We start from the raw sequence: 24411 nt of genomic DNA on the forward strand, positions 1-24411 counted from the left end.
GTCACGCGCCCTCCTTGTTCATCACGTGCACCGTCACGTCATAGGGCGCTGTGGTCTTGCGGGTCTTGATTTGTACCGGTTTGGGCAGGCGTATGACGCCAATTTCGCCTTCGGGTACGCTGAAACTCGCGGTCGCCCCTTCGGGCGAGTCAAACTCCAGCGTCACCGTCTCTCCATGCTGCAGGCCATCAATATAGAAGCGGCCGCCGCGATTGGTGAACATCTGGTGACGTGTTCCATCACTGGTGATCGCATAGCCGGCCGCAAACGAGATAGGCTCGCCCAGCTCATCGACCAGCACCGACATCACCGCCACGTTCCGATCATCGCCGATCTTCACGACATAGCCGGCCCGATAGCTCGGCAGGAATGTCAGGGCCTGGCCCCCCAGCGAGGTGCCGGCAGGGGCGTCCGGGGCATCAACCTCAATTGTGCGTAAGTAATATGAGTTCAGATCCGGGACGACCGCCGGGCCTATCGCGGAAGAATGTGCGGCATAGGCAGGCCGCGTGTCGAAGACCGAGCCTAGCGGGTCGACAGCAATGTCAAAGCCTTTCACTGCATCATTCTTGGAAAAGATCGCGAAACTGTCATAGACCGGTCGCGACATGGCCACTGCGCCGTCCGCGAAGACGATCGCCGACCCGAAGGCAAGCTCGGTCGTATTCTCGGAGCCGAAATCGTCTTGCGGTGTTGCGGCGCCCAGAACCTGCTCAATGCGTGCTTCAAACCGGTTTCCGACATATGATCCGCCGGCCCGCAATTCGTCTGAATTGCTTTGATGCGTGTAGGTCGTGTCCCATCCAAAACTGCCGACGCTGCGATCCTGTCGCGACGTGTAGCCCGCGCGGGTCGAGGGCGTTCGGGTATCATGATAGACTTGGGCAAAGCCGTCGCCGAGGCGCACATTGAAGGACAGCCCGCCCGACCATCCGGTGCGGCCCGGCGCATCCTCATAGCGCACAGCCGTCCCGAATGTGCCGTAGCGGGTGGCCCATGTCATATTCAGGGAATGGGACTGTTCAAACTCGCTGGTATCATGACGCTGGCTGAACCGAGTGCCCATTTGGATGCGCGTGGTAGGCGTGAGCGTGCGGGAGGCGCGCGCGGAGATATCATATCGGTAGAGCGTTCGGGATCCGCCCAGTGCCATGAAGTCTTCTTCCTGGTACCGGACCTGAAGATCAAACCGGGTCTGGTGGGCCATGTCGGTATCGTTCCAGCGATACAGGCCGGTCAGCGCGCTGCCCTTTCCGTCATCATGGTCGCTATAACTGGTCAGCAGGCCGAACGTGCCGATGCCTGTCGAATAGAAAGCTTCTGCGCCGAGATTGACGAGATGTGTGTCCGCCTGGAAATTGAGGCCGGAGGTGAACCGGTCGGTCCAGCCCTTGCGATAGAATCCGCTGGCGGCGGGATTATCCATGTCATATTCGCGCTCGCCCTCATTGAGCTCGGATGTCGGGCCAATGCTGAAGGCGAAATCGGTCGTGCCTTTCTTCAGCAGGCTAAAATCATAAAAAGCTGAAAAGACGACGCGGTCGACGTCACCACTGTCATATTCGATCTCGAGCACCACATCATTGCCGGCCGCGCTTTGCAGCGGCAGATCGGTCAGATTGTACCGGCCCGGCTGCAAACGAAAATCGCGAATATACTGGCCATTGATGTAGACGAGTACGCGGGCTGAGCGCTGCAGTTCGAATTGTTGCGACGGGTTCGTGCGATATTCCTTGTAGGGCTGCAGCCCGAAACTGCGGAACCCGGCAATCCCGAGAATATCGGGATTGCCCTGCAGGCCCGATGTTGGAACCGACAGGTCACCCGCTTCAAGACGAATACGCTTGTTGACGAAATCCTTGGTCAGGCGCGTATCATTTCTGACGAGCCCTGTCTCTGATGTATCGCTGTAGCGGGCGCCCGTTTCGAGTACGAGGCCGAGCGCGTTGACTGCGATGCCCATATTCACCTGGGTGGCGGCAAACCCGGTCGGCGCATATTGGCTGGCGTGGACATATTGTGAGCCCGCCGCGATGTTGACGACGGCGCTCGTGCTTGCCTGTTCGACCGTATCCAGATTGTTTACCTTGAAACGGGGCTGAACCGGCACGAGCACGACCGCACGCATTTCAATAGGAACTTCTATCTCTAGATACAGGTTGGCATGATTGAATTCCGCTACCAGGCCAAGACTGTGGAGGTCGGCAGTCGTGATCTCATCGCGTGTCGAAAAGGCCTCCAGAAATTCAAGTTGCTTCTCATCAATCAGGAAGGGCAGCAGGAGATCAATCAGCGGCCTGCGGTCTATGCGGGTCTCGCCCGGAACCGTGCTGGGCGCCATCACAACATCGCCCTTGTTCAGTCCGGAAATGACAACCGGGTAGGGCAGGCTGACCGTGCTTTGCGCCTTGGCACCAAATAGCGCGCCAAATATTTCGTCGGGCGACGCATCTTTTGACAATTCCCGACTTTCAGGGTTTCCGGAATCCTGACCGGGTGTGTCCGCATGGGCCGCAAAGCCGGTCAGTTTGAACGCTGTCGCAGACGCCGCGAACAGCATGAGCTGCTGGAAGGGTTTGGAGTGTTTCGGTCTGCACACCGGGCCGCAGCGGGAGGCGGGGTGGCGGCTCGCCTTGGAGGAAATTGACTTGGTCACCCTTCACGAAACCAATCAGTTGCGGAAATAGTCTGTTTTGAGCGACGCAGATACAGGCCCAGGGGATAGCGAGTCCGCAACGGGCAGGTCGATAACGGCCTGCGTTCCGGCAATGATGTTGCGATTGTTGAGGGCTTCAGCAGCCTCGTCGGAAAGCTCTATAGTCTGACCTCCGGTCTGTAGCGTCACGACCGGGCGCTGAAGAATGGCGCGGCGCTGGCCAATGTTTTCCACGGTCAGGCGGAGCAAATTTTCGCCGGTTTCGGATTTCACAATCTCACCATATGAAATTCGGGCGTCAGGTGCGCCGGAGGCCGGCACGACGTACAGCGCGGCCTCATATCGGAAGCCGAGCTTCACATCGACGGAGACGCCCTCCGGTGTGCTGCCGTCACCCTTATAGGGTATAGGCAATTGTTCGACGACGAGGCGGTAGGCGAGTTCTGTGTCCGGATTGGAATCTCCGACCCACTGAACCCGTATGGATTGGCTTTGCCCGGGTGCCAGGACCATTTGAGGCGGGGTGACGATGAAATCATCATAGTCGATTTCGCGCGTTTCATTGCCCATCTCGTCGGCAGACCGGCTGTAGACCTCGATCTGGAGCGCGATGGGCTCCTTATGTGTGTTCCGAACAACAAAGGTCTTTGCGGCGCCTGATCCGGTGGGAGAAAACTGCGCCACGATCGGGGCAAATTCATAGGCGGCGGCTGGCGCCGAAACTGCGGCAGCGATACAGGCGGCGAATACGAATAGTGATCGAAAAAACATGTTTTCCGTCCTCAGACAATCTACGGTGACAAAAAGTGGCCAGGCGATGCCTGGAAAGACCAGACACCGCCTGACGCTGAAGACTCTGACTTAGTAGTTGGCAGCCAGCGTGATGGTCAGCGTATCTTCGTACGTACCAGCCACGGCATATTCCGCCACGGAGTCGAACGACAGGTCGAGATTGCCGTTGCGGCTTCCGCCATTGGTCAGGATGTTTTGCCAGTCATTGTCGGTGACGATCGTCGCGCCAGCACCGGACAGGTCAGCCTGGGAGTTGTAGCTTCCGGTAGGGAAGATCCAGAAACGGGTGTCGACATCATAATCGATGTTGACGGCGCCAGAGCTTTCCTGGTGCTCCATGCCGCCATTGGCGGACTGCAACGTCACCGTGTAAGGCGAGTTACAGGAATAGGCGATCGCCAGGAAGCCCTGGTCGCCAGAATCCAGCATGTCTACATTGTAGGAAGCCGAACCCTCAGGAATGAGTTCGCAATTGCTTTCAACTTCGCCAGACAGGTTGATGACCAGGCTCTCGGAGTCCTGAGCGGCAGCCGTGCCGGCGAGTACGGCAACTGCCGCAATAGCTGTAAGTGTACGCTTCATTGTGGTACCCTCGATTTTCCTGGCATGGGTGCAAGCCATAGCCAGGGTGTTCTGCCGCGCCACTATTGGCAGGGCAGTTCATCCCACGTGAGTGGGCAGGAAAGGCGGATTTCCGCCGATTCAGGTCACGGGGCACACGTGTCCCGTGACCACACTCCGGATCCGGAAGGCAGATCCGTTAGTGATCTCAAATTTCGCGATATGGTCGAACTGGTCTCAGCCAGGTTCTAAATTTTTGATGTCCCCGAGATTTCTTCTCTCCGATCCCTTGCCGTTTCTACGCTCATCAAGTTCGTTTCATGCTTCCGGCATTTGGCATGCAAGAAGATGCGTCCCCGAACTTACCCTTCATTTTTGAATACTATCGAAGGTTAAACGAATATTAACCGCCCTCTCCGGGCTTCTCAACCTCAGAATTATTAAAATCGAAGGATTGCGCGTGGAGGAGACGCCTTGAGAGCGAGTTTTGCGGACCTCGACTGAGCAGTTCAAAAGATCGTGTGCAGATTTTTTGTATCGCATTGCGCGCGAGCAGGAAGTTCTCAGTCATGTGAGTAGTTGGGGCCAGAGGAAATGACCCCTGCAAGGAAATCAGCAGGTTGGGGCCACTTCAAAATGTGAAACGCAATGGTTCAGCCTGGCGCTCCGTGATGTTTGCGCTACCGCTGCCCCAGGATAGCCTGTCAGCTTGATCATTCGCGATTCCCCGGGCGCACGAATTTTTTTGTTCAATCGTTTGATCGAAAGTTTTTTTCGCCAGAGCCGCAGAATGGCAAATTCAGCATTCGCGACAGATTGGTTTGGTTGCTTTCCGGGGTCTAAGTGCGATTGCTGGACGACAATCGAGCGGCCAGTGCACGTCTAGTGCATTGTCTGAACTCTGCCTCAATCGTTTGTATTGTGAGTATCTATGTTTCCAAGCATGTTCAGCGCGCTGATCAGGGCGTCCCATTGCGCCGTTCCAACCTTTTTCATGAGCGCTGTCTGGGCATCATTCCATCGGGTGACGATGTCGGCTAGCAGGGAACGCCCCTGTTCGGTCAAGCGGACATGTCGGGCGCGCAAGCCCTCTGGCGTGAAGGTTTCGACCTGGCCTGTGCGTTCAAGCGCCGCGATGTTTCTGACCATGGTTGTGCGCTCGGTGCGCATGCGCGCTGCGAAATCGGCGACGGAGGTATCTTGCAGATAGTAGAGCTGCATCAAAAGAGAGGCCTGTCCGGGAGCGATGCCGGCTCCGTCCAGATAGGCACCGTAATGACGGGCAAGCGCGCGATTTGCGGCGCGGGCCGCCTCGGCCATGCACACGTGAGGGCTGTGGCGGAGGTCTTCCAACAGCGGGATCTTGTCTGTCTTGTCCGTCAGCATGACGCATGTCCTGCACTGATTTTCTAGGTCGTCGATGATTGGGGGATTTACCGCGACGCCATTAAGTGTGCATATACACACAAATTGATCAAGAATACCAGACGTCAAGAAGGAGGCGTGACATGGCGCATTTGGACAAAAGCGTCGCGATTGTGGGGGCGGGCGATTACATTGGCTCGGCGATTGCGAAAAAATTCGCATCTGAGGGGTATTTGGTCGTGGCAGGGCGGCGCAATGGCGACAAGCTTGAGCCTCTGGTCGCCGAGATCGAGGCGGCCGGTGGCAGGATCTCGGCCCGATCTCTGGATGCGCGCGAACCAGAAGATGTCACCGCTTTCCTTGCCGAAGCGGACGCGTTGGCACCGCTCGCCCTTACCATTTTCAATGTGGGGGCCAATGTAAATTTTCCCATACTTGAGACGACGGATCGCGTGTTCCGCAAGGTCTGGGAGATGGCCTGCTTCGCCGGCTTCGTGACGGGGCGCGAATCTGCGCGGCTGATGCTTGAGCGTGGAGAGGGCAAGATCTTCTTTACCGGTGCAACCGCAGGGCGACGCGGGGGGAATGGCTACGCCGCCTTTGCCGCGGCCAAGTTCGGATTGCGCGCCGTTGCCGAATCCATGGCGCGGGAGTTGTGGCCACAACATATCCATGTGGCGCATCTCATCATTGACGCTGGCGTCGATACCGAATGGGTGCGCGAACGGATCAGGCAGGCAGGTGGGTCGAACAATCCGTCGGGCCTGATGCCACCCGAAGCCATTGCGGATGCCTATTGGCAATTGTTCCAACAACCGGAAACAGCCTGGACCTTCGAACAGGAAATCCGTCCCTATGGGGAGACATGGTAGTATGTGTCAAACGGCGGATGCGAGTTGATTGGTTGCCGCCGACCCATGCGGATCGAACATCCGAGACGAATACGCGCTACTGGGTCTGCGTTCTCGCGAGCCCCGCCTTCTCGTCTCCCCTTTCCAGTTCAGCCTCGAATTTGGTGATATATTCGTGCAGCCACGGCAAAAACCCGTCGCCGTCTGCTTTTCCCGCTCTGCTATTCGCCTCTGCGTCCAGGAAAAATCCGTGTGCCGATAGAACGTCTTTTTCTACCTGTACAACAAAGAATGGAGATGGTCGCAATTTCCTGTCTACTACTTTCTTGGGTCTGATGACTTCCGGTACATCAACGCATTCTGTGTCAAATTCGAATGGCTCCGAATTATCCGTCTCTTTGGCCTGAGTAGAAACAAGCACATGATTCTCTCGCTTTCTCTTTGCAGGCGGAACATCCTTTGTGCTGGTGTTTGGTTTTGGGCAATAGATGAGTTTCACCCTGCCGTGACAGAAGGATCCTGTAAGCGTTACCTTCTTTGTTTCTCCGATACATGGGCTGTCTAATTTGACGAGCTTATGCGTAACAAACTGTGGGGAATGACCTATAGTGCGACGTCTTTGTGCGCTTTGATAGGGATCGTTAAGGCGGCCAAAGGATTCGGCAATCGCGAAGGCGGACCTAGTTGCCCAGTCGCCTTCCGACTGGATAACAAGCATTTGGGGCAAATGAGACTCAACGAATCTCCGGTCAGAATATCGAAACTCGTCGATCGATTTGTATGACGCCGCCTCGAGTGCAGGGCTGATCATCAGCACGAGATCGGGTCCTCTTGGAATAGCCGCATACGGTGCTGTCTTATCGATCGGGTAGGCACGTTGGACATTGTAGGTAAACCTTGGGGCCATCGCACCATAGAGAACCCGTGCGCCCATACTGTGGCTCATGTATATGAGCTTGGTATCGGATCGTTTGGTCCCGGTCTTTGTGCTTGGATCATTGCACATCTCTGAGCTAGCCGGACACTCCTGTCCGATAATGTTCTCCATTGCTCCAAACAGCCGAGCCACTTGCGCGCTCCGGGCCAACTTGTCAGCACCGGAACGCCGGCTCCAATAATCCAGATATGGGATACCTGAGCGCCCCTTCCAGCTAACGAAAACACCTATGACCACCGCTGGGTCTTTATCTGTGCGCTCGCGTTCCATTCTTTGCCGCTCGCGCAAAAACTCGCGGAATTTGTGGAGGTCCTTGCCGCCCGTTTCTTGTTGGGTGGGAAACTTCCCGTAGTTGTAAGCCTTGTTATTCTCTTTCCCGGAATCGTTTCGCCATCCATGTATGTAGACGAAGACAACGCGTTTCTTGTCATTGGTGTTGATCAGCGCATGTAGCACCCGGCTATAGTCACACCGGGAGACGAGATCGCCGCCTTCACTGTAGCGTACAATTATCGGGTCGATGTGTGAAAGATGCTCTTCTTTTGGATGTGGTGTCCATTTTTTGTTGCGGTCCTCCAGGCCGAACTTATCCTCGGCACCAGGATTGGCATCATCTTCGTCGGCGAGGGGACCGGACTGAATCAAGCTCTTTTGATCTGGGTACTTGCTGTAGAGATATCTGTCATAATCTTCGCAGGATGACATGGTTGCGGTGGGAGCGCGGTAGGCCGTGAGGCAGGCTGGCAGGCATGACAAGAGTGCCACAATGGTCAGAAATTGTATCAGTCGCATAGTGAAATCCCTTCGGAGGATTACTGCTTCGAACGTATTGCCGCGTTGAATACTTCCAGGGCTCGCGTAGCGGCTGGCTGGATCTGCTTTACATCAGTGTTCGGAGGGTTCGGGCCCGGTTGATTTCGCAAGGCCAACTGGGCCATCGCGACGGCGGGGTCGGGTGACAGCTGATCGTCAAACAAAAAGGTGTCGGTGATCTGAAGCTCATCAAAACTTTGCTGGCTGAGTGTGGGCGTTGCGAGTATGCGCAAGAAGGTTGCTGCAAGGTGACGGCGCGCCGTCATCTCTTGCTTTTTCGCCTCTAGGGCCTTCTGCAACTCGGCAGAAAATGCCTGGCTGTTTGCCTCTAGGCGGGCTTTCTTTTGATCGGCAGTTTCCCCTGCGGGCGCCGCCTTCAGCAGGGCTTTCGCCGCCGAGAACCATGCGGAATCCAGAGGCTTGGAGAGCTCGCAGGAGACTTGGCTGGAAAGTCCTTCTGGTGATGCGCAATAGCCCGTCGCAAGCTTCTCGACGGCATCGACTTTGGATGCTTCATCGACATCGCCCGGCTTGAGAATCGTGATGAGAAGAATCTCCGCCTGTGAGACTCCGTCCTCAATGGCCGATGACGCAATTGCACCCGGTTCGTCGCTGGGAAGGCCGAAATGGCTCTCTTCAAGTCCCGTGAGTGCAGCAACGATTTGACGGCCATCGGCACCCGTATCATTCAGCCGCGCGGCAATGTTTCGTGCCCCCCGGATTGCCGTCTCACGATCTATGATGGCCTCCTTGGTATCGGCCAACCCCTCCATCAAGCTGCATGAGGAGTGGAACTGAACAATATCAGCCATCGCGATTCCAAACGGATACTCGGCATACGTTGATACCAGTTTTTTCCTTAGCGCATTGCGCTTTTCGGTGCGATTTTTGTCTATCGCCAGACGGATCACTTCCACGGCCTGATTGGCAAAATAGTTTCGGTCCAGCGAGGCGCTGCCCATGATCGAGAGTGCACTCAGAGCGGAGTAGAGATTTGATGGATCCGTTGCATCTGTAAGGCTGGCCGCAGTCGATGCTATGCCAGCAAACATTTCCGTTCCAAATCGCGTATTGGTTTGGACACCGACGAGGGTGAAAAGGTAATTGCGGCAAGCATGTTCTGAGGCGAAAATCAGCTGGTTGGCTGTCGCATTCCGTATCGCAAGCTTTCGGTCGTCTGGCAGATGTTCCAGCGCCATAATAAGGCTTGAAAATACTTGATTTCCGTCTGTGTTCCATGTCTGAAATTCGAGCGTGCTGGGGGTGTTGGTGTCCTCGACCTTAGCGCGCTTCTGTTCTTCAGTGTCGCCTGGAAGGAGGCCGCCTTCAACTTTGAAGCACTCGTCAGGAATTTCGAAGGGCGTTCCAAGACGATCCTTCTTGGGGACGCAGATCTCGTTGAATAGAACTCGGTTTATATCTATCTCAATGCGCGTGGACTGATCGTCACTAAACTCATATATCGCGCCTGGATATGTGCGCAGCGGCCCCTTCGATATGCAAGCGGTCATGAAGAGCATGAGTGTGATTGCGATAGCTGTGCTGATGTTTTTCATTATCGGCCCCCCAGCCGAGTTTGAAGTAGACCCACTACCTATGGTTAGGTACCATAAACCTATGGTTATGTCGAATCGTTCTGGGCCCGAAATAAAAAGCCCGCCCTCCAAAGACGGAGGGCGGGCTTTCGTGACTCTGGAGTAACGCTCAGGCTTAGTCGAGGCCGAGGGCGGATTCGATCAGGGACCAGTCGACCAGCTTGAAGTTCTGGTCGACGCCGGAAGCCGGATTGCCGTCATCCTGAACGACGAGAATGCCTTTCGGGAACCCTGGCAACGCCGCGGAGCTGACATCCAGACCGTCCGTGTGCGTTACAGCGTCGATGCTGCCATCGGCATTGGCGGTGACCGTGAAGACGCCGCGCGGCGCATGGGGCGCTTTCAGGTTATAAACGACGAACCGGTCTGCGGCCTGGGACGACGCGACAAGGTAACCTGCGCCATCTGCACCGGCCCAGATGTCCATGCCTTCAACATCGGCGACCAGACCATTCTGTGCGGCGATCGTGTCGACGCTGACCGGGGCGGCAGACCAGTCATTCAGATCGAGCTTCCAGATGCCGTGCTCTTCCTCACCGAGAAAGACTTGCCCATTGGCTTCGTCGAATACGCAGCCTTCCAGTTGTAGCTGGCCGAACTGGCCAACCTGGATTTCAGCGACCAGCTCAGGGCCTTCGCTCATCTTGTCGGTCTGCACAGACCAGACCTGGGCCATGCCGTCCTTATAGGTGGGCATTGCGTAATAGGTGGTGCCGACCTGACCGGCACAAATGCCATAGGGCTCGTCTTTCTGCGTTGGCGTGTCGCCAACATGGCCGATCGTGGCGGTGGCAGGGTCGATGGCGAACCAGCTGATGGAATTGGTTTCGTCATTCGAGGCGACGGCGACATCGCCGCGCAAGTCGACATTGTTGACGCGGCCGACATCAAGGAATTGAAGCTCTTCGCCAGCGAGATTGTAGACATGGAGGCCTTCATCCTTGTTGGTGCCGAGGACCAGGCTGTGAGCCGGGTTTGCAACATTCACCCAGACAGCCGGGTCGTCCGCCTTGTCGCCTGTGCCTGTCATGGGCGCCGTTTCGACGGCGGCCGGAATAGGCGCTGTGTCGATGGCGTAAATCTGTTGGGCGGGCTCTGTGGCGCAGGCAGACAGAAGCAGGGCGGCGAGGGGAATACAGCGTTTCATGAACACTCCTCAGGGGCTGGGATAAACAGGGTTCGGGCCGGTATTCCCTGCGTCCGGCACAAGATCAAGGCGCGCGGGCGAGTTTTCACAAATGTGCCATGTTCCGAGACTGTCGGACATGAAAAAAGCAGGCCAATGGGCCTGCTTTCTCCGGAGTTCAAGGCATTCGAAAGCGTTTAGCCGCCACCGCCAGGTGCTGGGGATGACAGGGCGCGGCGTTGCGTTTCTGACGCTGCGTCACGACCGGCCGCTTCGTGGCGAGCCCATTGTTCCTTGGTCATGCAGATCTTGCCTGGATATACTTTGCCGGGAACCGGCACGCGTTCACAGACCATGTCTGGATTTTCGCCCCCATCGGCGACCGAGTAGCCCTCTTTCTTCTTGAGGGCGCAGCCGGATACCGCGATCAGGGCGGCCAGGGCCAGAATTGGTGCTTTCATGAAAGATTCTCCCGCTAATTGTATCCTTCTAGCAGGAAAAACACCGGGTGCACCCCCTTATGTAAGGAAAATGTACCCAAACGATTGCAGATGCACAGGGTTTTGGCTGGGTGCCATGCCTTCATGCAAAACCGGGCGAGGATCGCTCCCCGCCCGGCTTTTGGTAAGGTTCGTCAACCGAGCCTAGTACGTCAGGCGGGCACCGATAACGTAGCGGGCACCATATTCGTCATATTGCGACAGGCGGCTCTCTGCCCCGAAATAGTAGAATTCCGGTTCGTCAGTGATGTTCTTGCCTTCCACATACACTTGGAAATTGTCGTTCACGTCATACTTGGCCGACGCTTCGATGCTGAGATGATCGCCGGTATAGCGGTCGAGGTTTGCACCGAAGAGTTCGTCCAGATAATCGTCACGGAAGTTTGCGGAAATGCGCAGGTCCCATGGGCCTTTGTCGTAGCCGATCGACGCATTCCAGATCAGGTCGTTCTGCTTGAGCAGCGGAACATCGCGGGTCAGGAGCGGGTCTTCCTCATCCGGCACAGATGCTTCGGATTCGGCGATCGTCACATTTGCGGACACCAGGAAGCCTTCCCAGAAGTCGCCAATAAAATCGAGCTGCTGGACGTAGTTGAACTCGATGCCCTGCACCGTGGCGTTGTCGCCGTTGACGTAGGTGAAGACTTCTTCAACCGTGTCAGGCAGCAAGGACAGGTCGACCGATCCGGGTACGTCGCCGATGTCGTAGTTTGCACCGAAGATCGGGTCTGAGATGTCCTTGTAGAACACGCCGGCCGACAGGACTGAGAGCTTGGTTGGGTAGTATTCTATCGAGAGATCGAAATTGTCCGCTTCATACGGGTCAAGGGCCGGGTTCCCGATTTCGGCTTCGTCGCGATCATCATTCAGGGCGATGGTCGGACGCATTTCACCGAAGGCCGGACGTACGATGGACGCATAGTAAGCGGCGCGACCGATCAGATTGTCGGAGAAGGCATATTTCAGGTTCACACTTGGCAGGACGTGCGTGTAATCGTCGTCATACTTGCGAATGGCGACGTTCTCAGGATCGTCACCCTCGAAGAAGATGTTGCCGGTTGCCGAAACGTCTGTGGCTTCGATACGCACGCCAGCAACGACGGTCAGATCGTCGAGCTGGAACGTTCCCATGCCGTAACCGGCAATGATCATTTCCTCAATCGTGTAGTCTTCTGACAAGCTGTCGAAATTCGTACCGTCTTCATCCAGTTCATCATCCGTGAACGTGTTGCGCAGGGCGCTCGTCAGACCGGCATTTGGCCATTCGTACATCGGATTGTTCATGCGCCAGCCATCAACCAAGGCGTTCGCGTTGATATAATCTGACATCAGAACGTCGTCGCGTTCCCAGATCATCAGGTTCTGGTCACGTACTTTTTCACGGTCGCGAATTTTCACACCCATTTTCCAGGTCACTGGCGTGCTGCCAATGGAGGAATCATTCGTCAGGTCGAGCTTGTAGGCCCATTCAGTGTCTTCATTGACAGTGGCTTCCTGTTCGAAGGCATCCATCTCGTAGCTGGATGGGTCGTAGACGAAGTCCACGCCGGTTCCGGTGAGGCGCGGCTTTTTCGGGTCAGAATTGTCCCAGACAATGATGCTGTCGCCGTCCATGTCGTCGGAGCGGAACGCCACGTCGTGGTTGTTGGAATCGTCTTCTTCGGCATAGGCGTAGGAGACTTCGTAGTCGACCGTCCAGCTGCCGGCATAGGTTTTGCCGCCGAGTGCGTAAGTCTGGATATTGCGGGTTTCTTCTCTCTGGCGAACTTCGGCGTCGACTTCAGCGAAGTTGAAATTGTAATTGTTGCCATCGATACTGACGCCTTCTTCGGCCAGGTCGCGGAACTCGAACTTGTTGCGGACTTCGTCATCTGTGTACTGGTTGAACAGTGTACGCAGGTAGAGCTCTGTATTCTCGGTCATGCGGTAGTCGACATTGAAGACGAGACCGACGCGTTCGCGGGTCAGATCGTACCAACGCATTTCGTAGTCGTCATTCGGAACATAGGCGTTCAGGTCGTCATCAAAGCCCCATTCGCCGATTTCGTTATTGTGTGCCACGATGCCGAGCTTCTGATAGTTCAGCGAGGCGGCAACGCCCAGCTTTTCACCGAAGACGTTGGAATAGGTCAGCGTGGCCTTTGGCGAAATTTCTTCCGTGATCTCGTTATAGGAACCCTCGACTTTGGCGCGGATGAACTGGCCGTCGCGGTCGAACGCCGAAATGGTCTTGAGGTTGATGACGCCGCCGATTGTGTCAGCGTCGACATCCGGGGTCAGGGATTTCTGGACTTCGATACCGTCCAGAAGGTCAGATGGTACACCATCCAGAAGGACGCCGCGGCGATCTTCCGGAGATGGCGTGCGCACGCCGTTGATGGTGGCTGAGATCAGGTCAGAGTTGATGCCGCGGATCGAGACGTAGCGGCCTTCGCCCTGGTCATTCTCAATGGACAGGCCGGCCACACGGGATAGCGAATCTGCCACCGTCGTGTCAGGGAAGTTGCCGAGGCCATCGGAGTCGATGACGCTGATGATGGCGTCGGAGGCGCGCTGCTGGTTGATCGCGCCAGCCTGGGCAGCGGTGGAGCCCACGACCAGGATGTTGTCGAGATAGCGAACGTCACTGCCGAGCTGGATGCTGAAATCCGTGTCGCCGGACACGGTGACTGTATCGACGAGCGTGTCTGCACCGACATACGAGATGCTGATCGTGTATTCACCAGCCGGGACGTTGCCGAAGCGATACTTGCCGAAGCGGTCGGACGAGGCGGTACGGTCCAGCCCTTCGAGGGTAACGAGTGCGCCCTGCAGGCCGGCTTCGCCGGTGGCGTCGGTGACGGTCCCTTGCAGGACGTCGGCAGCGGCAGCCTGCGCCAGCACGGCAGTGGCAGCTCCAAGCAGGAGAAGCTTGCGGGAGGTAAAGGTCATGGGAGGTCGTCCTTGCTCTGGGAATCCGTATTAAGAAGTCTACGCTTCGAAAACTGCGGCCCCGTCCCACGCCAGAGTTACGTCTGGATGACAGATGCGTAATGTTTTTGTGACGCACCCGGAATTCTCAGGAAACAGAGGCAAAGGCCTGCCATGCGGGGAAAAATTCGTGCTTTTCCTGCAACACTTATTGGAGTCGCGCTCAGGTAGAGCGAGCGAATCATACCGAAATCTAGAGGGTTTTCGGAGCCTGAATTCGATGGGGTTCGCACCCATGCGACACTGCCCCTCTCACCGCAGGAGGCCCGCATGACCCGACAGCCCCATCGCCAACGCCTAATCCGGCAGGTCCGGCTCCAGCGCCTGCTGGGGCGGAGCATGGCGGAGATCGCAACGCAGGTTGGCCGGGGCGCCAGCACCGTCTGGCGTGTGATCCGGGACAATGGGCTCGACGCTCCGGAGATGCCGCTGGAGCGCCAGCGCCTGTCGCTGAGCGAGGCACACGACAAGGCGGTGGACCGCATGATGGCGGCGGATGTGACGCCGGAGGAGTTACGCGGGCTGAGTGGCCTGATCATGCGGCTGGCGGCGGAAATTCGGCGGATGGAAATGGCGGTGGCGACTTGGGAAGGGGATGAGGATGTGCGGATTGCCGGACGTGCCGACGAAGACGAAGCGGGCGAAGACGCCGAAGACGAACTCTCCCCAGCCGCTGAACAATGCCGGCTGGACGCCCTTGCTGCCGGATTTCAAACAAAGGGCGCGTCAGGCGGCGCAGAGCAACGACTGGAGCACGCTGGCGGAATGGGAGTGCAGCCTGGTCAGCCAGAATCCGTGGATTCTGCACGCCCGCGATATACAGGTGCCGCCGCCGGGCGGATGGCGGAGCTTCGTGTTCATGGGCGGACGCGGCGCTGGGAAGACGCGGGCGGGGGCCGAATGGCTCCGCTGGTCGATGATTCACGGGCGGTGTCACCGGGCGGCGCTGGTGGGGCCAGCCCTGCACGATGTGCGCGAAGTGATGATCGATGGGCCGAGCGGGCTGAAATGGATCGAGCCGCTGAAGTGCCGCCGCCCGCACTACTCACCCAGCCGGCGTATCCTGAGCTTTGACAATGGGGCGGAAGCGCATGTGTTCTCTGCCGAAGATCCGGACAGTTTGCGCGGGCCGCAATTTGATGTGGCCTGGTGTGATGAGATCGCGGCCTGGATGCGCGGGCAGGCCGTGTGGGACACGTTGCAAATGGGGCTGAGGCTGGGGGCGGAGCCGCGCGTGATGGCGACGACCACGCCGCGACCGACGGATTTCTTCAAGGGGCTGCTCACCGGGCCGGGGACATTGGTGCGTCAGGCCAGCATGGCCGAGAATGCGGAGAATCTGTCAGATGGGTTCGTGGCGGCCATGCAGGCGGCCTATGGCAATAGCGCGCTGGCCCGGCAGGAGATTCATGGCGAATTGCTGGAAGATGCCGAAGGCGCGCTGTTCCGCCGACAGATGATTGATGCGGCACGGGTGAGCGCGCCGCCCATGCTGGAAGATGTGATCGTGGCTGTGGACCCGCCCGCAACGAGCGGGCCTGCGGCGGATGCCTGCGGGATTATTGCGGCGGGCGTGCGCGACGGGGTCGCCTATGTGCTGGCCGATGCGTCGGCGCCGGGCCTGAAGCCGCTCGACTGGGCAAGGCGGGCGGTGGCGGTGTGCCGCGAGGTTGGCGCGCGAGAGATCATTGCCGAGTCCAATCAGGGCGGGGAGATGGTGCGGCAGGTGCTGGAAAGCGCCGGGGCGGATGTGCCGGTGCGTCTGGTGCATGCGCGGCTGGGCAAGCGCGCACGGGCCGCGCCGGTGGCGACGCTGTATGAGCAACGCCGTGTCGCGCATGTCGGCCTGTTGCCGACACTGGAAGATCAGATGTGCCAGTTCGGCGCGGAAGGGTTTCGCGGATCGCCTGACCGGGTGGATGCGCTGGTCTGGGCCATCTGGGCACTTTTGCAGCAGGGCAGTGGGCCTTGGGTACGGGTCTTGTGATCTGCCTTGATCTTGCCAGACCCGTGATCGAAGGTGCGGGTCGAAAGCGAGGGATTTCAGATGAGCCAGATGACACGCCGGGCCTTTACCGCCACCGGACTGACGGCTGCAGTGGCCGGATGTGCAAGTGTTCCGCAGACGCCGGGCATGGTGATGAAGCCTGTGCCGCCGGTGCGCGTGTCTGCGGACCGGATCGTGCGCGTGGACGTGGGGCTGAGGCCCTATCGGGCGTCCGGTTTCCGCGTGGAGCGGGAGATGCTGGGCGAGACGACGGTGGTCCACAATTACGGACATGGCGGCGGCGGGATCACCCTGTCCTGGGGCTCGGCGCAGCTGGCCGTGGAGGAAGGGTTTGATCCGGATGTGGCGGAATATGCCGTGCTGGGCGCGGGGGCGCTGGGCCTGTCGACGGCGATGTTGTTGCTGGAACGCGGGGCGAAGGTGACGCTCTATGCCAAGGCGCTGAGCCCGAACACGACCTCCAACATCGCAGGCGGGCAGTGGTGGCCGGCTTCGGTGTATGACAGTGCGGCCATCGCCCCCGGATACATGGACCGGCATGTCGCGGCGGCGCGTCATTCTTTCCGGCGGTTCCAGTTACTGACAGGGCCGGAGTACGGCATCAGTTGGGAAGTGAACTATGTCTTGTCTGACCGGCCCGTGACCAACCATCCGGCGCGGGCGGGCCACCCGATGGAGGAGTTTGCCATCAATGTTGTCGACTATGCGCCGGGCGAATTGCCCTTCACGACCGCGCATGCACGCAGCTTCGACACGATGATGGTGGATACGCCGCATTATCTGCGCAAGCTGGAAGAGGATATCAGGGAACGGGGTGGACGGATCATTGTGCGCGAGTTTCAGGATGCGGCGCAGGTGGCGGCGCTGGATGAGGCGGTTGTGTTCAACTGTACCGGGCTTGGCGCGGGCAAACTGTTTGGTGATACCGAAATCCATCCGGTGCGCGGCCAGCTGGTCATCCTCGAGCCGCAGGCCGAGATCGACTACAATATCATCACTGGCGGCTCGGCCTACATGTTTGCTGGGCGGAACTTTCCAGCACCATAACTGGTCGCTGGAACCGAGCGATGCCGACACCGCCGCGATCCTCGCCGCGAACCGGCGCCTGTTTGCGGGTGGGGTTGGGGCCTAGCCCCCGGTGCGGAAGGCTTTCCGGCCGAAATAGGCGTTCTTGGGGGCGGGGGGCGTGTCGTCCGCGCTCGCGTCTTCGGCGGCCTTGGCGGGTTCGGTCGGCAGCGGATTGGTGCCGTTCATCAAGCCGCGGATCCAGGCGCAGGCGGCACCAGCCGTCGAGACTTCAAGGTCCGGGACAGATCGGTCCATGCGGCGCGCCAACTGGCGGGCCTGGTGGGCGGTCAGCGATTTCAGCGTGGTTTCGAACAGGTCGGCCCCGACGGTATCGCGCAGGTGCTTCATGTCGTCCGTGGTCTGGCCAGCGGAGATCATCAGCTTTTTTACCAGCAGCATTGTCGCCGCCGCAAAATCCTTCTCGCCCAGCTTGGCAAAGCGATCGCGTTGGTTGAGCAGGGATTCCAGCGCTACGGCGCTGCGGGGAGTGGCGGTGTCGCTCATTGAATTTTCTCTCGTACTTCCTTGAGCAGGCTCTCGATGATGCCGAGCGCGTCACCGGGCCATTTGGCCTGCAGCGTCGGCTCCGGGCCAAGCTCGATCGGGTTGGTGGCAAAGCCCTGCTTCATCGGGATGACCGTGTCGAACATGTCGAACTCGGTTTCCTTGGCGCTGGCGGCCTCGCGCATGGCATTCAGCACGACTTGCTGGTGCGGCGTGCCATCATAGCGGGTGGCGAGCACGCAGGGCAGGTTCTCGATATCGCGATTGCGGAGGTTTCGCATGATATCGCCCGTGAACAGGTCGAGGCCGAGTGTGGACATAAAGTCCGGAATGGTTGGTACAATGATCAGGTGGCTGGCGGCGAGGACGGTTTCGGTCATCACCGAAATGCCGGGAGGGCAGTCGCAGATGATGACGTCATAATCGGCCTTCAGCTTCTCGAAATCATCGCGCATGCGGCGGCCAACCTGGCCCTGCAGCGCTTCCATGGAATAGCCCTTGGCGGTAAGCTCATAGATCAGCTCGCGCTCGGTCTTGCGCAGGCGCGGCGAGGACGGGATCAGGTCCAGTTCGAGCGGCTTGCCATTATAGCTGACATCAGACGCGTCGGTGACGATGAATTCCGACAGGCGCTTGTGCTCGCCAGCGAAGAAATTCTCCAGCAGCCAGTCGGAAATCGTGACGTAATCATTGATGGCCTGAAAGAGGTGCTCGTCGCCTTCATGACCGTAGACCAGCAGGGACGCATTGGCCTGTGTATCCAGGTCCACCACCAGTGTGCGAAAGCCATTGGCCGCAAAAGCTTCTGCCAGACTGACACAAGTAGTGGTTTTGCCAACGCCGCCCTTGGAGTTGGCGACGGAAATGACACGTGCCGACATTCTGTAAGCTCCTTTGCCCCTGATCGAATGGCGAAAGAGCAGATTTGCGCCCGTCTGGCTATGGCTGCGGGCCAAGAAAATACAGGGATAGTGACCGGTTAATCCTCAACTATTTCGCCATAGCGGACTGATTTTTCGCGACTTTTCCAAGCTGAATCCGATGGGGGTGGCGAGGATTTAATTTCTGCTCATCAACGCAAATGGAGCAGCGCCCCTCATGAACCCGATCTGGCCCTTCAACCGTCGCCCGCGCGAGGCGAAATCCGCGCCCCCTCTGGTTGCGCTATCCGAGGTAGGTGAGGCCCGTTGGGGCAGCCGGGACGGCGCGGCCCTGACGCGGGACGGATATCTGGCCAATGCCATTGCCTATCGGGCGGTCCGCATGGTGGCGGAGGCGGCGGCTGCGGTGCCGCTGGTCACGGCGCATGAGGGCGCGAGTCGCCTGTTGCGACGGCCCCAGCCGGACGGCATTGCGACAGAATTGTTCGAGACGGCCTATTCCCAGCTCCAGTTGACCGGGAATGCGTTCCTGGAAGGGGTGCGACTGGAGGCGGCGGACGGGGCGGGAGTGTCGGCGCTTTATGCGCTGGCCCCGTCCGCCATGCGGCCGGTTGCGGATGCGCGCGGATGGGTCGAGGCTTGGGCCGTGCGTGAGCGTCATGGCGAGCGACTGATCCGGCGCGATGCCGAGACCGGCTGGAGCCCCGTGCTGCACCTGAAACTGTTCAACCCGGTCAGTGACACGATGGGGCTTCCGCCGCTTGGCGCCGCAAGGCGGGCGCTGGACCTGCACAATGCGAGCGCCGACTGGGCCAAGGCCCTGATCGACAATTCGGCCAAACCCTCCGGCGCGCTGGTCTATGGCGGGCATGGGCGGATGCCGCCGGACCAGTTCGACGCGCTGAAGGCCGAACTGGAAGGCATGTATTCCGGCGCGGCGAATGCGGGGCGGCCGCTATTGCTGGAGGGCGGGCTGGACTGGCGGCCGATGTCGCTCTCGCCGGCAGAGATGGATTTCCTTCAGGCGCGGCATGGCGCGGCGCGGGAGATCGCGCTGGCGCTGGGCGTGCCGCCCATGCTGATCGGCATTCCGGGAGATAATACGTATTCAAACTACAAGGAAGCAAACCTCGCTTTCTGGCGGATGACCGTATTGCCGCTGGTGCAGAAGATGGCTGCGGCGCTGTCGGCCTGGCTGGATGTGCCGTTCGGCGCGGAAGTCGAGGTTCGCGCGGACATTGATCGCGTGCCCGCCCTATCGGCCGAGCGCGATGCGCTCTGGGCGCGCCTCGAGGGCGCGAGCTTTGCGACAGGCGAAGAGAAGCGAAAGCTTGCGGGGTTGCAGCCATGAAGCTCGACCGGAAAGTGACGATCGGATTCCTCGTCGCCGTGCTGGTGCAGACCGGCGGGGCGCTGGTCTGGGCGGGCGCGGCAGCGGAGCGGATTTCAACGCTGGAAGACACGGTGCGCGACCGTCGCGGCGTGGTCGAGCGGCTGGCGCGTGTCGAGGAGGGCGTGGACCGGATGGAAAGCCAGCTGGACCGGATCGAGCGGCGATTGGAGGGCGCGGATGAATAGGGATACGCCCCTCCTGATCGAAGGCTATGCCTCGCTGTTCGGTGTGCCGGATGCGAGCGGAGATGTCGTGCGGGCGGGCGCCTTTGCCCGCAGCCTGCAGCGGGGCACGCAACTGCCCATGCTGTTGCAGCACAGGCCCGGCGCCATGGCCGGACGCTGGGTGCGGATGATCGAGGATGGGCGGGGGCTCTATGTGCGCGGTCTCGTCGAAGGTGTCGCGGCGCGGTCGCTGGTGGCGCAGGGGCTCAGCGGCCTCTCCATCGGGTTTCGCCCACGCCTCTGGAACGCACGGCGCCCGGATGGGCGGGAACTGGTCGAGGTGGACCTCGTCGAAGTTTCCCTCGTGACCAGTCCGATGCAGGCACGGGCGCGGTTTTCCCTGCTGGGGGCGGAGGCAAAAGCGGCGTGACTGGGAAGCCCGCGCGCGTGCTTCGACCCCGGCCATCGCTGGGGCAGGCTTCGCTCAGCATGAGCGCTTTGAAAGTACGGAACTCATCCTGAGCGACGTCGAAGGATGATGAATTTGAGAGGAATGGAGACAACATGACCAAGGAAACCAAGATGGCGGGCGGCGGCGATGCCGAACTGATGGCCGCCTTTGCCGCCTATACCGAGGCGAATGATGCCCGGCTGGCCGAGATCGAAGCCAAGGGTGCAAGCGATCCGCTGACGGATGAGCGGCTGTCGCGCATTGATCGGCGGCTCGAAGCGCTGAGCCTGAAAATGGCCCGGCCGGAGGCAGGCGAGGGGAAGACCGCCGACGAGGATGCGCGCAGCGCGGCCTGGGGACGTTATTTGCGCAGCGGCGATGATAGCGGGCTGTCGCGGCTGGATGTGAAGGCGCTGAACACCGGTACGGATGAGCAGGGCGGCTATATTGCGCCGCCGGAACTGGACCGACTGATCGAGTCGCGCCTGCTGGCCGCGAGCCCGATGCGCCAGATCGCGACCGTGCGGCAGACCTCTGCGGGCGTCTACAAGAAGCCGGTCGGGCTTGGCGCGGCGGCGAGCTGGGTCGGCGAACAGGTTGCGCGGACGGAGACGGCGCAATCTGGGCTGTCGCTGCTCGAATTCCCGGCGGGCGAGCTTTACGCCATGCCGGCGGCGACGCAGACCCTGCTGGAAGATTCCTATGCCGATATAGATGCCTGGCTGGCCGATGAGGTGGAAGCCGCCTTTGCGGCGCAGGAATCAGCTGCCTTCATCAGCGGCGATGGCGACGGCAAGCCGAAGGGCTTTCTCGACTATGATATTGTTGCCGAGGCGAGCCATGTCTGGGGCAAGGTGGGCTCGGTGGCCGGGGACTTTACCGCCGCCGATGCGGCTGACCAGCTGATCGATTTGATTTACACACCGAAAGCGCAGTTCCGCGCCAATGGCCGTTTCGTGATGAACCGGCGCACCGTGGCATCCGTCCGCAAGCTGAAGGATGTGGACGGGCGCTATATCTGGCAGCCCGGCACGGGTGGCGAGCCCGCCACGATCATGGGCTATCCGGTGACCGAGGCCGAGGACATGCCGGATATCGGCACGGGCAATGCGGCCATCGCCTTCGGGGATTTCCGGCGCTTCTACCTGATCGCCGACCGGCAGGGCGCGCGTGTGTTGCGCGATCCATATTCCGCCAAGCCCTTCGTGCTGTTCTACACGACCAAGCGCGTTGGCGGCGGCGTGCAGAATTTCGACGCTGCGAAAGTGATGGTGTTTTAGCGCGTCGCTTACCTGCGTCATCCCCGACCGCGGAGCGGTCTGGGGACCCATCTCCGGAGGCTGCCTCGCAAACATGGAGCGCGTTCGGGAGCGGGGCCCCCAGACGGGCGTGGCCCGTCGGGGGTGACGCGCCCCTGAATATTCAATCTCAATCCAATCGAAGGAAACCAGACATGTTCGAATCCATTCTCACCACCCTCATCCGCCAGGCCGCTTTGTTGACCGGCCCGCAGCAGGAGGAATTCACGACCAAGATTGCCGAGGCGCTCTCGACCCTGATCAATTCCACCGAGACCGAGATCGACAATGAACTCGTCCGCAGCGTTGCCCTGCCCATTGGCGGCGCGCTGATCGGGAAGCTGGAGGGGATGGTTTAGGGTAGCTTTTGCATGAGTTCCAAGCTCAGCAGCAGCAGTCCAAGTAGTATTCGAAGCCAGTCCATCCATTCACGCAGTTTCTTGGCAATCTTCATCACATCACTCCATTGATTCGATGTGGTTCAAGCTCCCATGAAGGCTGTATATCCAGAGTGTACGGCGAATAAGCCCATAAAAACAAAGGGTAAGAGATGAACAATCTGACGGTGATCTCACCGCCGGACGGGGAGGCTTTGTCTCTCGGCGCGGCGAAGGACTATCTCCGCATCGGCCATGCGGGCGAGGATGAGCTCGTCACAGGCCTGATCGCGTCGGCGCGGGCGCGGCTGGAGGCCGAGACGGGCTTGGCGCTCCTCACGCGCACGGTGAAGCGGTGGTTCGACCGCTGGCCATCGGGCGTGACGCGGACCGGCATGCGGCTGGTGCCCGGGCCGGCCTCGGCGCTGGTCTCGGTCGAGACCGTCGATGCAGACGGTGCAGCACAACTCTACACCGCGCGGTTCGCGCTCAGCGGCGGGCGGCTGGTGGCGCTGCCATCCATTCCGCCGGGCGGAAATGCGGATGTGACCTTTGTCACTGGCTTCGGCGCGGCGGCGGATGTGCCGGAGGATCTGGTGCAGGCGCTGAAGCGGCTGGTGCTGGCAGCCTATCGGCGCGAGAGGGGCGAGGCCCTGCCGGACGAGGTCCGCGACATCCTCGCCGCGCGGCGGGAGCGGAGACTATGAGCGCCGAGGCCGCCATCGAAAGCGCGCTGATGGATTTGCTGCGCGCAGATGCAGGCGTGCAATCCGTGTTCGGCAATCCGGCACGCGTGTTCGACGCCGAAAGCGATGCGCCGATCTTCCCCTATGCCCAATTGGAGCGCCATGAAGTGACCCCCGCCGGGGCGGCTCAGGCTGACGCATGTTGATCTGGAGGCGGACTATCAGCCGGGCATGGCGGAGGCGCGAATTAACGGCGGTGATGCAAGGCTGGTGCAGGACGTGGCCGTCGGGCGGAAGCTGTTGCAGCCGCGCTGCTGGCATCGGCAGCGAGCGGGGAGACGACGACCTGTGCGGTGTCACTCTCGGCGCTCGCATTGGAGCCGGGGGATGGGTTGCGCGTTGAGGGCGGGCAGGTCTGGCGTGTCACGGATGTAGTCGACCGGGGCGGCGTGCGGGCGCTGACCTGCCGGGAGGAGGTTGCTGCGGTGCCGCGCGTGCGGGCTGGCGAGACGGGCAGCGCGCCGCCGGCTGCGGACCTTGTCGTCATGGATGCGCCGAGCCTGCCGGAGCTTGGCGAAGGCGTTGGGCCGCTGGCGGCGGCATGGGCCGATCCGTGGCCAGGTGAGGTGGTCGTGTCTGCCGGTCTGGCCGACGACGCGCTGAGCGAGGCGGTGCGACTGGACCGGCCGGCGGGAAGCGTGCGGCGCGGGGCCGGTGGGGCGGTGGGACCGCGCAAATGCGCTGGATGTGTATTGTCCGGGCGGAGAGTTTGCGAGCCTGCCGGAAGATCGTGTCCTGTCGGGCAGCAACGCCGCGCTGCTGGAGACGGCGACGGGGTGGGAATGTGTGCAGTTTGAACGAGCTGACCTGATCGCGCCGGACACATGGCGTCTGACCAGGCTGTTGCGGGGGCAGCGAGGGAGTGTGCCCGGCGACGCAGCGATTGGCGCGCGGTTGGTTATGCTGGATGCGGCGGTGGCGCGGGCACGCCTTGGCGGGGAGGCCTATGGGGCGGAGCTGGTCTGGCAGGCCAGGGCGGATGATATCCCACAGACGGCCATGTTCGAGGACCGTGCGGGCTTGCCCTGGCCAGTGACGCACCTGCGGGTGCAGGATGGCCAGCTCAGCTGGACCCGGCGCGGATCGGATGTTCCAGAAAGCTGGGCCATGCCGGAGGCGGAGAATGTTGGCCGGTTTGCCGTCGCATTCGATATGGGGGCGGGATTTGGCGCGCAAACTGTGGTGGAGGCGCCCTTTGCAGACTGGGTAGAGGGCGCAAATGCGGCGCGGGTGGCTGAGATCGGACCGGATGGGCGGACGGGCTTTTGGACCGTCATTTGACGAGTTGCTAGCTGCCAAACCGGGATGCATTGCGGCGCGGGTCGATCCGGTAAGGTAATATCCGGGTTTCATTA

At 60.0% G+C, this 24411-nt stretch carries 22 protein-coding genes and 1 pseudogene; 12 read left to right on the forward strand and 11 right to left on the reverse strand.

Annotated features, from left to right (window positions below):
• Nucleotide 1: 1 nt before the first annotated feature.
• From L53_RS02280 to L53_RS02295, 4 genes are all read right to left on the reverse strand, one after another.
• Nucleotides 2-2560: a fimbria/pilus outer membrane usher protein gene (locus L53_RS02280; RefSeq protein WP_034811146.1), complete on the reverse strand. Its 2559-nt coding sequence runs from the start codon at nt 2558-2560 to the stop codon at nt 2-4.
• A gap of 111 nt (nt 2561-2671) precedes the next feature.
• Nucleotides 2672-3427, reverse strand: a complete 756-nt coding sequence (locus L53_RS02285) for a molecular chaperone (RefSeq protein ID WP_034811148.1) — start codon at nt 3425-3427, stop codon at nt 2672-2674.
• A 90-nt stretch (nt 3428-3517) separates the two neighbouring features.
• The gene (locus L53_RS02290) at nt 3518-4030 is read right to left on the reverse strand and encodes a hypothetical protein (protein WP_034811150.1); all 513 of its coding nucleotides are present in this window, start codon (nt 4028-4030) and stop codon (nt 3518-3520) included.
• 885 nt (nt 4031-4915) lie between these two features.
• A complete protein-coding gene (locus L53_RS02295) occupies nt 4916-5395 on the reverse strand; it encodes a MarR family winged helix-turn-helix transcriptional regulator (RefSeq protein WP_051607471.1) in 480 nt (159 codons plus the stop codon).
• A gap of 122 nt (nt 5396-5517) precedes the next feature.
• Between L53_RS02295 and L53_RS02300 the strand changes: the two genes are divergently transcribed.
• The gene (locus tag L53_RS02300) at nt 5518-6246 is read left to right on the forward strand and encodes an SDR family NAD(P)-dependent oxidoreductase (RefSeq protein WP_034811152.1); all 729 of its coding nucleotides are present in this window, start codon (nt 5518-5520) and stop codon (nt 6244-6246) included.
• A 76-nt stretch (nt 6247-6322) separates the two neighbouring features.
• On the opposite strand, the gene L53_RS02305 is transcribed toward L53_RS02300, so the two are convergent.
• The 5 genes from L53_RS02305 to L53_RS02330 form a co-directional block, all read right to left on the reverse strand.
• Nucleotides 6323-7954 carry a hypothetical protein gene (locus L53_RS02305; protein ID WP_034811154.1) on the reverse strand — a complete coding sequence of 544 codons (1632 nt, stop codon included), beginning with the start codon at nt 7952-7954 and terminating at the stop codon, nt 6323-6325.
• A gap of 20 nt (nt 7955-7974) precedes the next feature.
• Nucleotides 7975-9642 (reverse strand): hypothetical protein, encoded by a 1668-nt coding sequence (locus tag L53_RS02310; protein WP_156947788.1) that lies wholly within the window; start codon nt 9640-9642, stop codon nt 7975-7977.
• 43 nt (nt 9643-9685) lie between these two features.
• Entirely contained in the window at nt 9686-10717 is a 1032-nt protein-coding gene (locus tag L53_RS02320) for a phytase (protein ID WP_034811161.1), read from the reverse strand.
• Between the two features lie 176 nt (nt 10718-10893).
• Nucleotides 10894-11157 (reverse strand): hypothetical protein, encoded by a 264-nt coding sequence (locus L53_RS02325; protein ID WP_034811168.1) that lies wholly within the window; start codon nt 11155-11157, stop codon nt 10894-10896.
• A gap of 183 nt (nt 11158-11340) precedes the next feature.
• On the reverse strand, nt 11341-14127 hold the full coding sequence (locus tag L53_RS02330; RefSeq protein ID WP_034811170.1) for a TonB-dependent receptor: 2787 nt from the start codon (nt 14125-14127) through the stop codon (nt 11341-11343).
• 955 nt (nt 14128-15082) lie between these two features.
• Here L53_RS02330 and L53_RS02335 point away from each other — a divergent pair.
• Nucleotides 15083-16153: a terminase large subunit domain-containing protein gene (locus L53_RS02335; protein WP_233347492.1), complete on the forward strand. Its 1071-nt coding sequence runs from the start codon at nt 15083-15085 to the stop codon at nt 16151-16153.
• A 60-nt stretch (nt 16154-16213) separates the two neighbouring features.
• Complete coding sequence (locus L53_RS02340) at nt 16214-17221, forward strand: FAD-dependent oxidoreductase (RefSeq protein WP_051607472.1); 1008 nt, start codon at nt 16214-16216, stop codon at nt 17219-17221.
• Nucleotides 17222-17302: 81 nt separating this feature from the next.
• Here L53_RS02340 and L53_RS02345 read toward each other — a convergent pair whose 3' ends face one another.
• Together L53_RS02345 and L53_RS02350 are read right to left on the reverse strand one after the other, a co-directional pair.
• Nucleotides 17303-17746, reverse strand: coding sequence for a hypothetical protein (locus L53_RS02345; RefSeq protein WP_034811172.1), 444 nt, complete (start codon nt 17744-17746; stop codon nt 17303-17305).
• Nucleotides 17743-18627: a ParA family protein gene (locus tag L53_RS02350; RefSeq protein WP_051607473.1), complete on the reverse strand. Its 885-nt coding sequence runs from the start codon at nt 18625-18627 to the stop codon at nt 17743-17745. The genes L53_RS02345 and L53_RS02350 overlap by 4 nt, the downstream gene beginning before the upstream one ends.
• A gap of 217 nt (nt 18628-18844) precedes the next feature.
• Here L53_RS02350 and L53_RS02355 point away from each other — a divergent pair, with 217 nt between their 5' ends.
• The 9 genes and pseudogenes from L53_RS02355 (at nt 18845) to L53_RS02395 (ending at nt 24337) form a co-directional block, all read left to right on the forward strand.
• Nucleotides 18845-19978 carry a phage portal protein gene (locus tag L53_RS02355; RefSeq protein ID WP_034811174.1) on the forward strand — a complete coding sequence of 378 codons (1134 nt, stop codon included), beginning with the start codon at nt 18845-18847 and terminating at the stop codon, nt 19976-19978.
• Complete coding sequence (locus L53_RS02360; protein WP_034811176.1) at nt 19975-20205, forward strand: hypothetical protein; 231 nt, start codon at nt 19975-19977, stop codon at nt 20203-20205. Before L53_RS02355 ends, L53_RS02360 begins: the two co-directional genes overlap by 4 nt.
• On the forward strand, nt 20198-20614 hold the full coding sequence (locus tag L53_RS02365; RefSeq protein ID WP_034811178.1) for an HK97 family phage prohead protease: 417 nt from the start codon (nt 20198-20200) through the stop codon (nt 20612-20614). Before L53_RS02360 ends, L53_RS02365 begins: the two co-directional genes overlap by 8 nt.
• Nucleotides 20615-20748: 134 nt before the next feature.
• Nucleotides 20749-21915, forward strand: a complete 1167-nt coding sequence (locus L53_RS02370; protein WP_034811180.1) for a phage major capsid protein — start codon at nt 20749-20751, stop codon at nt 21913-21915.
• Nucleotides 21916-22088: 173 nt separating this feature from the next.
• A complete protein-coding gene (locus L53_RS02375) occupies nt 22089-22292 on the forward strand; it encodes a hypothetical protein (RefSeq protein ID WP_034811182.1) in 204 nt (67 codons plus the stop codon).
• A gap of 191 nt (nt 22293-22483) precedes the next feature.
• On the forward strand, nt 22484-23017 hold the full coding sequence (locus L53_RS02380) for a hypothetical protein (protein ID WP_034811184.1): 534 nt from the start codon (nt 22484-22486) through the stop codon (nt 23015-23017).
• Nucleotides 23014-23202, forward strand: a complete 189-nt coding sequence (locus L53_RS02385; RefSeq protein WP_034811186.1) for a DUF3168 domain-containing protein — start codon at nt 23014-23016, stop codon at nt 23200-23202. The genes L53_RS02380 and L53_RS02385 overlap by 4 nt, the downstream gene beginning before the upstream one ends.
• 96 nt (nt 23203-23298) lie before the next feature.
• Nucleotides 23299-23853, forward strand: a pseudogene (locus L53_RS02390) (hypothetical protein); the annotation flags it as partial.
• Nucleotides 23843-24337, forward strand: coding sequence for a hypothetical protein (locus tag L53_RS02395; protein WP_034811191.1), 495 nt, complete (start codon nt 23843-23845; stop codon nt 24335-24337). The pseudogene L53_RS02390 and the gene L53_RS02395, both read left to right, overlap by 11 nt.
• Nucleotides 24338-24411: the final 74 nt, after the last annotated feature.

The sequence above is a fragment of the Hyphomonas sp. L-53-1-40 genome (genome assembly GCF_000682775.1).
GTDB lineage: Bacteria > Pseudomonadota > Alphaproteobacteria > Caulobacterales > Hyphomonadaceae > Hyphomonas.

Coding starts and splice junctions, on each gene's coding strand:
- L53_RS02280 (WP_034811146.1), bottom strand. CDS start 2,560: ATGCTGTTCGCGGCGTCTGCGACAGCGTTCAAACTGACCGGCTTTGCG.
- L53_RS02285 (WP_034811148.1), bottom strand. CDS start 3,427: ATGTTTTTTCGATCACTATTCGTATTCGCCGCCTGTATCGCTGCCGCA.
- L53_RS02290 (WP_034811150.1), bottom strand. CDS start 4,030: ATGAAGCGTACACTTACAGCTATTGCGGCAGTTGCCGTACTCGCCGGC.
- L53_RS02295 (WP_051607471.1), bottom strand. CDS start 5,395: ATGCTGACGGACAAGACAGACAAGATCCCGCTGTTGGAAGACCTCCGC.
- L53_RS02300 (WP_034811152.1), top strand. CDS start 5,518: ATGGCGCATTTGGACAAAAGCGTCGCGATTGTGGGGGCGGGCGATTAC.
- L53_RS02305 (WP_034811154.1), bottom strand. CDS start 7,954: ATGCGACTGATACAATTTCTGACCATTGTGGCACTCTTGTCATGCCTG.
- L53_RS02320 (WP_034811161.1), bottom strand. CDS start 10,717: ATGAAACGCTGTATTCCCCTCGCCGCCCTGCTTCTGTCTGCCTGCGCC.
- L53_RS02325 (WP_034811168.1), bottom strand. CDS start 11,157: ATGAAAGCACCAATTCTGGCCCTGGCCGCCCTGATCGCGGTATCCGGC.
- L53_RS02330 (WP_034811170.1), bottom strand. CDS start 14,127: ATGACCTTTACCTCCCGCAAGCTTCTCCTGCTTGGAGCTGCCACTGCC.
- L53_RS02335 (WP_233347492.1), top strand. CDS start 15,083: ATGATTCACGGGCGGTGTCACCGGGCGGCGCTGGTGGGGCCAGCCCTG.
- L53_RS02340 (WP_051607472.1), top strand. CDS start 16,214: ATGAGCCAGATGACACGCCGGGCCTTTACCGCCACCGGACTGACGGCT.
- L53_RS02345 (WP_034811172.1), bottom strand. CDS start 17,746: ATGAGCGACACCGCCACTCCCCGCAGCGCCGTAGCGCTGGAATCCCTG.
- L53_RS02350 (WP_051607473.1), bottom strand. CDS start 18,627: ATGTCGGCACGTGTCATTTCCGTCGCCAACTCCAAGGGCGGCGTTGGC.
- L53_RS02355 (WP_034811174.1), top strand. CDS start 18,845: ATGAACCCGATCTGGCCCTTCAACCGTCGCCCGCGCGAGGCGAAATCC.
- L53_RS02360 (WP_034811176.1), top strand. CDS start 19,975: ATGAAGCTCGACCGGAAAGTGACGATCGGATTCCTCGTCGCCGTGCTG.
- L53_RS02365 (WP_034811178.1), top strand. CDS start 20,198: ATGAATAGGGATACGCCCCTCCTGATCGAAGGCTATGCCTCGCTGTTC.
- L53_RS02370 (WP_034811180.1), top strand. CDS start 20,749: ATGACCAAGGAAACCAAGATGGCGGGCGGCGGCGATGCCGAACTGATG.
- L53_RS02375 (WP_034811182.1), top strand. CDS start 22,089: ATGTTCGAATCCATTCTCACCACCCTCATCCGCCAGGCCGCTTTGTTG.
- L53_RS02380 (WP_034811184.1), top strand. CDS start 22,484: ATGAACAATCTGACGGTGATCTCACCGCCGGACGGGGAGGCTTTGTCT.
- L53_RS02385 (WP_034811186.1), top strand. CDS start 23,014: ATGAGCGCCGAGGCCGCCATCGAAAGCGCGCTGATGGATTTGCTGCGC.